The 6,756-nt window shown below is 37.2% G+C and carries 5 protein-coding genes and 2 pseudogenes; 4 read left to right on the forward strand and 3 right to left on the reverse strand.

The genetic code is table 11. From position 1 onward, the window contains the following. Window positions 1-347 precede the first annotated feature (347 nt). Window positions 348-797: pseudogene (locus J2X69_RS24460) on the reverse strand (transposase). A gap of 453 nt (window positions 798-1,250) precedes the next feature. On the opposite strand from J2X69_RS24460, the gene J2X69_RS24465 reads away from it, so the two are divergent. Next, window positions 1,251-1,409: a hypothetical protein gene (locus tag J2X69_RS24465; RefSeq protein WP_310109424.1), complete on the forward strand. Its 159-nt coding sequence runs from the start codon at window positions 1,251-1,253 to the stop codon at window positions 1,407-1,409. Window positions 1,410-1,533: 124 nt separating this feature from the next. Next, a pseudogene (locus J2X69_RS24470) lies at window positions 1,534-1,885 on the forward strand (transposase). A 201-nt stretch (window positions 1,886-2,086) separates the two neighbouring features. On the opposite strand, the gene J2X69_RS24475 reads toward J2X69_RS24470, so the two are convergent. Beyond that, window positions 2,087-2,332, reverse strand: coding sequence for a hypothetical protein (locus J2X69_RS24475; protein WP_310109429.1), 246 nt, complete (start codon window positions 2,330-2,332; stop codon window positions 2,087-2,089). A 602-nt stretch (window positions 2,333-2,934) separates the two neighbouring features. On the opposite strand from J2X69_RS24475, the gene J2X69_RS24480 reads away from it, so the two are divergent. Further along, on the forward strand, window positions 2,935-3,840 hold the full coding sequence (locus tag J2X69_RS24480; protein WP_310109431.1) for a DUF6734 family protein: 906 nt from the start codon (window positions 2,935-2,937) through the stop codon (window positions 3,838-3,840). Continuing rightward, window positions 3,828-5,687 (forward strand): lanthionine synthetase LanC family protein, encoded by a 1,860-nt coding sequence (locus J2X69_RS24485; RefSeq protein WP_310109433.1) that lies wholly within the window; start codon window positions 3,828-3,830, stop codon window positions 5,685-5,687. The genes J2X69_RS24480 and J2X69_RS24485 overlap by 13 nt, the downstream gene beginning before the upstream one ends. Window positions 5,688-5,841: 154 nt before the next feature. Here J2X69_RS24485 and J2X69_RS24490 read toward each other — a convergent pair whose 3' ends face one another. Continuing rightward, the gene (locus tag J2X69_RS24490; protein WP_310109435.1) at window positions 5,842-6,474 is read right to left on the reverse strand and encodes a 4'-phosphopantetheinyl transferase superfamily protein; all 633 of its coding nucleotides are present in this window, start codon (window positions 6,472-6,474) and stop codon (window positions 5,842-5,844) included. Window positions 6,475-6,756: the final 282 nt, after the last annotated feature.

Genomic DNA, 6,756 nt, shown 5'->3' on the forward strand with positions numbered 1-6,756 from the left:
GACCAAATAACTCCACTTCTTCCTGACAACCAACCTATTGTCACCAGCTGTCAGTATATAATTTCGCTACTGGCAGAATCCCGTATATTCATATTTTTTTATATGACTTTCCTTAATCTTGCACGTTGCCGAATATTCTTTGGCAGGCCGTTTCAACTACTTTCATAAACAGATAAATTGGTTTTTCTGGAAGGAATAAAGACGTCATGAATATCAGGGATTTTATCACCAAATTCCCTGATGATCAGAGTTATGAGGAGTATTTGAAAACCTACCAAGAAAAGAAAGGTGTTTATTGTAAAACCTGTAGCAGTTATAACCTGAGTTCGATTTTAAAAAGCGGTCAATTAGTTTGGCACAACAGGTTGATATTTGATTGAAGGTTTTTTGTCAAAGAAGAAGTAAGCTATAAGCCCTGCAATTAGATTTGTGATAAAGTTGTCAAAAGACTGGTGTCTGGAATGCTCCACTTGACAAATGTTTTTGAGTTCATCATTGATGGTTTCAACAACTGATCTTTTGCGCAAGAGTATTTTGTCCTTCAACTCCATGAGCACGTTCTTCATGTTGTTTCTGATACCGGTGATCAGGTGGAGCCCGTCCAGGAAGAGCACCTGGGTGAGTGTTTGTGATATATAGCCTTTGTCAGCGAGCAATTCACCTTTCAGTTCCAATACAAACGATTGATTTTTAATAGATTAGATATCAATTACATTTCTGGGCATGATCGTTAGACTGAGCAGTTCACCTTTGTCATTGACTACAAAGTGAAGCATGAAGCCGTGGAAATAGCCCATTGTAGACTTCCCTGTGGCGGCGATTCCCCGGAAGCCCCTATTGCGTTAATACGTTTGTTCTTGGATACCCTGATGGGTGTCGAGTCGATGAATTAGATGCCGGTGGACTCACCAAAACAGTGTGTTTTAAGGAACAGTACCATGGAAAGAGCGGCTTGCTGCACGAGTTCCACAAAGCGGTTATAGGAAATCGAGTTTGGGAAAAGCTCACTTAAATGAAGTGTAACATAATGCAGATAGAAGTGTTCATGTTTCGATAACTCCCATAATGGAACAGCATCATCAGGGAGATCATCTCACTGGAGATCATTTCCGATGATATAGCAGCGAATTGTTTTGTCAAATTCAAGGCAGAATTCATCGATTGAATAAAAAATTTCGGTAATTTTATCACTGGACAGAGTCATGGATCAATAATTAAATATTTGATTGTCATACAATTAACTATAGTTTATGGCTTTGACTACTTTTTCACCGAATATCAGATATGGTTTTGCTTTAATTATTAATCGAACTCAGATTTATAGCAAGCATTACTGGTTTAGCATAAAAAATGATTTGAATGCAGTAAGTGTAGAAGAAGGATATCCCTTAAAGCAGGTAGTGGAGTAGAGCAATCTATCGATACAAACCTGGTTTGAGGAAGAGATAGGTAATAGTAGCGCTTCCAACTGAATCCACTCCGCTGGATGACATAAATACAAAGCTGATTTCAAGATAATGTGGCTTCTTTAAAATGAAAGTGGTACAAGATGCTACAGCGAGTTCTGTTGACCGAAATGTGAAAGAAACAATATATAAAAAGTCAGTAGTTTTCACTGGTAAGAACCATGCTTATGCCAATTTGGAAAAGCTAGTAGAAACCCATGTAAAGGTTAAGCCTTCGGCAAATACTGCCAATAGCGAATTGAACTGGGTTCATACGGCAATCAGTAACCTGAAAAAAAACTGTCAGGGATCTATCACATGGTCACTGAAAAGTACCAGCTGAATTATCTCGATGAGTTCGTTTACAATCTTAAAAAAGATATTTTGCAGATAAATTATTCGACAGATTAATAATTGCAGCTATTCAAACCTACTTGTAACATTGTGGGGGTATTAAAGGAATTTTTAGATTCCCGATTACTGACATCTTAGTAAAATATCTGGCATAAACAGCTTCCTTGGAATAGCACAAAATTAGGAAAAGCGGAAATTCTTCTAAATTCCGCTTTAATTGAGGTGGTGCGACTACCACACTGCATGCTAACGCAACATACAATACTATCTGGTCATCCGATAATCAGTCAACTTCTTTTCTTTCCTCTGTAGCTCCTACCTGGTCTTTTTGTCTCTTTTCCACTCACGGCAAATCCGTCCACATGTGCATCATCATTCATAGGTTTGGTTCCACTTGACTCCATCGCCTCCCGTACTTTGTGCATGAACGTCCAAGCTGTTCTTGGACGTATTCCATACCTTCCAGCAACCTGAAGTGCCGACAAGCCCTTGGTCGTAGCGGCCATTTGACTCCATCGAAACTTCGATTTCAAAACAGATATGAAAAGCCTTAAGTAAACTGAATTCGAACTTATGAGACAGCATATCGGCTCCAAAGTATTCTGTATCACTGCATTTGTTGCACGTTCTTGAGCATCCTTACACAATTGACCTCGGAATGACCATATTTCCTGCACTGATATCCCGATGACCACTTAATTTCACTTAGGTCTTTCTGGCAGTTCAGGTCACTCTGGAAACGACCGATAAACCCCATAAAGATTTGACTCTGAAAAATGTCCATTTATCTCATTTCGACTAGATAAACATAGGATTTTAACTAACTACCTCTATCTTTTAAAAGCGTTGAAAGCCACCGAAATCAAAATGGTATGATAATAATTTTCATTTCTGGTTCCAAAAGAAAACCGATGTATTCTTGATCATCTGAATTATTGTAAGTAGAATTTCCATGTGCAAAAATCAAATTTATAAGACGCACATTAGGGAGGTTTACCTTTTATTGATGGATTTTTCTCATTTTTAACCAGAGTTCTGAAAAACAAGAAGCATATTTATAAGACCATTGGAAATTATCTGGCGGAATTTCGTGATAATAAGCCATGTCTAAAACCTTAATTTTTAGTTTGTTGATATGAAAATAATCCAGAGTATTTGGACTAAACCTTTTTTCACTGGTAAAGCCACTATTCACGAAGGCAGGTTGAATGGTGGCTGGCCTCACCGACGATTTAACTATTACAGCATCATTTTCAGTGCGCTACAATTAAAGCGATATTTCGGATCTGTAGAGTTGATAACCGATGACATTGGAAAGGAAATTCTTGTAGACAAGTTGGGTGCTCCTTATTCTGTGGTAAATGTATCCCTGAATGAACTGCATGAATACAATTCTGCCCTGTGGGCTTTGGGTAAAATTCGAGCTTACAGCCAGCAACGTGAGCCATTTTTACACGTCGATACCGACGTGTTTTTATGGAAAAGAATAGAGAATAGGGTACTCGAGGCGAAATTAATAGCACAGAACAGAGAAACCAATACTGGAATGTTTTCAACTACGTTCAAGTATGTACTTGATAATTTTGAATTTATCCCGCCTTATCTAAGTAAACATAAAGATGTGGCGGCTGTTCCTTTTATAAATGCAGGTATCCTCGGAGGGACAGAAATTGATTTTTTTCAATATTATACTAGTGAAGTAACAAATTTTATTAAAATGAACAATGCTAGTTTCAAAAAATGTTTCACCCTGCAAGGATTCGATACAACATATCTAAATGTGCTGCTTGAACAGATTTTTTTCAATTTACTTGCACAGGAGTGCGATATTAAAGTTAATTACTTATTTCCACAATCACCAGATAATCCTACGCACGTTGGTTTCTTAACAAATGAACTAATAAATAATGGCTACACTCATTCCTTTGGTAATTACAAAAAAATTGATATTGTTTATTATGAATTGGAGAAGCGGTTTAAGTCATTGTATCCTGAAGAATATAACCGAGTAAATCAAATGTTAATACGATGCGAAGCATAGTACCAGTTCTTAAGGGAAAAATCATTGAAACGGCAAAATTAGAGCGCAGGAAATTCAACTCGAGCTTGCCAGAGGTAAAAGATACACTAGGAAGAAAATGGTCGAATAGCGACAACGCAGCTTTTGGAGAACTCGGACGCTTGTTTTTTCTATTCGAACTTGCCAAGCAATCAGGTGATAAGGAAATTGTCATGCAGTTGTATTCCGAAATTAATGAACAGGCAAGGGGAGGTCGTGGCAACGTCACTCTATTGTATGGAAGACTTGGACTAGGTTTTCTTTTACTGGAGCTGTTTGAGTTAACAAAAGATGAAAATCTTCTCAGGCAGGTACATGATGTCGTCCCCACGGATGCGGACAATTCATTACTGTATATTTCATTGCAGAACAATAATTCCCTTTATGACGGAATTTCGGGCATTATCGTTTTTTACACGAAGCTCTACACTATTACAAGGGCGGAATGGATCATACCAATCCTAGAAAAGTATGCCAACAAACTTCTTAAGGATATTCTAAACAGTCGCTTCGGCTACTTTATGTACGAACCAAATGCAAAAAGGAGAGCCGATTCCTTGGCACACGGAGACCTAGGTTGTTGTCTGGCATTGCTGGACTTGTTCAGGGTCAGCGGAAATCAGATTTTTCTCCACCTCACACAGGGAATCATTGATTTTCAAAATCAAATTTTGCTTCAGAAAGACAGGACTGCCGCCCTTCGCCACAACGAGGTCAATCCTGAATTTATCTTCTGGTATATCCGGATTCAGGAACTTCGTATGATGAAAATTATTCACCAGCAAGCTTTAGGGGGAGCAATTGAAAACTACTTTTCCGATCTTAATCAGGAGGTCGATTTGATTCTTGGCTCTGGTGCAATTAAAGGGAGAGAAAATGACCTCGCCTATTTAAATCTCATTTTTATTCAATGCAATGCCATTCTAGAATCAATGGAGCTATCAGGCGTTATTACGAAAATGACGGCTCATTTAATAGGCAATTTAGAAGATGTGGTAGACCCTTACTTTTTATCTGGTAGGCTAGGTATTATGTATTCGCTTTTGAAATCAATAGATTTGAATGCACCCCAGAGTTCAATCATTTATTTTCCTGTGAACGCCTTATTGGTTACTGTACCTTCTATTCGAAACGATTCTGTCTTGTGTCTTTCATTGGCGGCATTTAATAATTTACTAATTCAAAAGGATTTTCCATATACACTTTTCTTACTGACGGAGTTAGTTCCAGATAAATTTGATCTGTTTATTAAGACATACCATCATAAACTTATTGATTCTCTTATTACATTCGTTGCCGAGGAGGGTTATCTCAGGGATAATTTAAAATTGCCTTTTGAACAGGAATTGTTTGTTTTTGAATTAAAAAGTGAACCGAGTTATTGGGATATTCCAAATACTCTCCACAATATCTCCCTAAACAACGAGGCGGTGATTTCGAGTGATGAGGATTTTATGAAATTGCGACTAACTATGGCTCAGGGAGTCACAGTTCTCAGCTATGAGATCCCTTGTCAATACGATCAGAAAATAACGCCAGATGAATTGATAAAAATTGGTTCGAAGAGTTTTTTGCTTCGAACAAATCTTTTCGGGAAAATTGAGTCAATTGCTTTAGATCAAATCAAAATAATTCTGGATGCGCTCGGAGAGACAGGAAGTGTTTCCGATGCAATCTTGCGTTGTAAAGAATTTATACTTGGGCAGCATGAAGAAACAAAAAAAATATTTTTTGAAAGAAATTGGACAAACGAATCCGAATGTGAAACAATGTTTATCAAGAAACTACGATACCTTCTGGCGGTATGTTGGATTGTAGTAAAGGTGTAGTTCACTACTAATCGTGAGTTTCGTATATCTTAAAATCAATTTTATAACATAGAATAAATAATGAATTAAAAAAAGGCTATACAACAATTTAATAGCTGTAGAATTGGTAACATCTAGCTGAGATATATTGTATATTACTGCGATTTGTCTCTGGCTATAATGAATCAGCATCTATAATATTGATTTTTATTACTCCTACATCCTTTTCGGTCGCAATTGTGACGGCCACCCCGCCCTCACATTGAAGGTGTTTGAGAAAATAGTTATTCCCCTTATAAAGGCCCTTGTCACTGCTAATCTCAATATCTTTCAAAGAAATACTCATGCCTAGACCGATTGCTTTTGCAATAGCCTCTTTCGATGTCCAGTATTGGTAAAAGCGTTTCATATCCTTATTGATGTGTATTAACTCACTTTGTGTGAGAATTGATTCGTAATCTAGCAGATCGATTTGTTTGATCAATTCAACGTCAATTCCGATACAAGTTGTATCGGAGCTTACCACACACCCAACCCTTCCAGCCGAGTGCGAAATATTGAATCCCACTCCAGGCAATATTGGGTGTCCATACTTGGAATAGGTAACATCATGTAGTGTTTTCAGACATTTGAGAGTGCTGAGTCCTTTTGACAAAAGCATTTTCCCAAAGAGCGATTCATGGGCATTCTCCCACCTTCTGAATGACTGTACATGTTTTTGCATGGCTAGAGGAAGATTGCTAAGTTTTGATTCGTATTCAGCATTCGAGAGTGGATGGCTAAATTTCAGAAAGTATGCAAGAGTCATCAATTTGTTAATTATTTTAAAATAATATATATCTGAAATGTCACCAGTTGCCAAATATATCATTAATAACAGCTTGCGACAACTGCTTTATTAGATTCTAACTCATCATGAATCAACATGAGTTCTGGATAATTTTCAAAGAAACTCAATAGGAAAAACGAGGGTTTTGTTCAATTTAAATTATTATAAATCAGTGTTTTAACAGCTAAATCATCCTCTATGCTTAAGGATAAAATTACCGAATTTTTCGTTTTCATTGACGATTTCTGCATCGATTTTGAA

The organism is Algoriphagus sp. 4150 (assembly GCF_031457395.1).
GTDB lineage: Bacteria > Bacteroidota > Bacteroidia > Cytophagales > Cyclobacteriaceae > Algoriphagus.

Excerpts from the sequence above, each read along its gene's own strand:
- J2X69_RS24480 (WP_310109431.1), top strand. The coding sequence starts at position 2,935 with ATGAAAATAATCCAGAGTATTTGGACTAAACCTTTTTTCACTGGTAAA.
- J2X69_RS24465 (WP_310109424.1), top strand. The coding sequence starts at position 1,251 with ATGGCTTTGACTACTTTTTCACCGAATATCAGATATGGTTTTGCTTTA.
- J2X69_RS24485 (WP_310109433.1), top strand. The coding sequence starts at position 3,828 with ATGCGAAGCATAGTACCAGTTCTTAAGGGAAAAATCATTGAAACGGCA.
- J2X69_RS24490 (WP_310109435.1), bottom strand. The coding sequence starts at position 6,474 with ATGACTCTTGCATACTTTCTGAAATTTAGCCATCCACTCTCGAATGCT.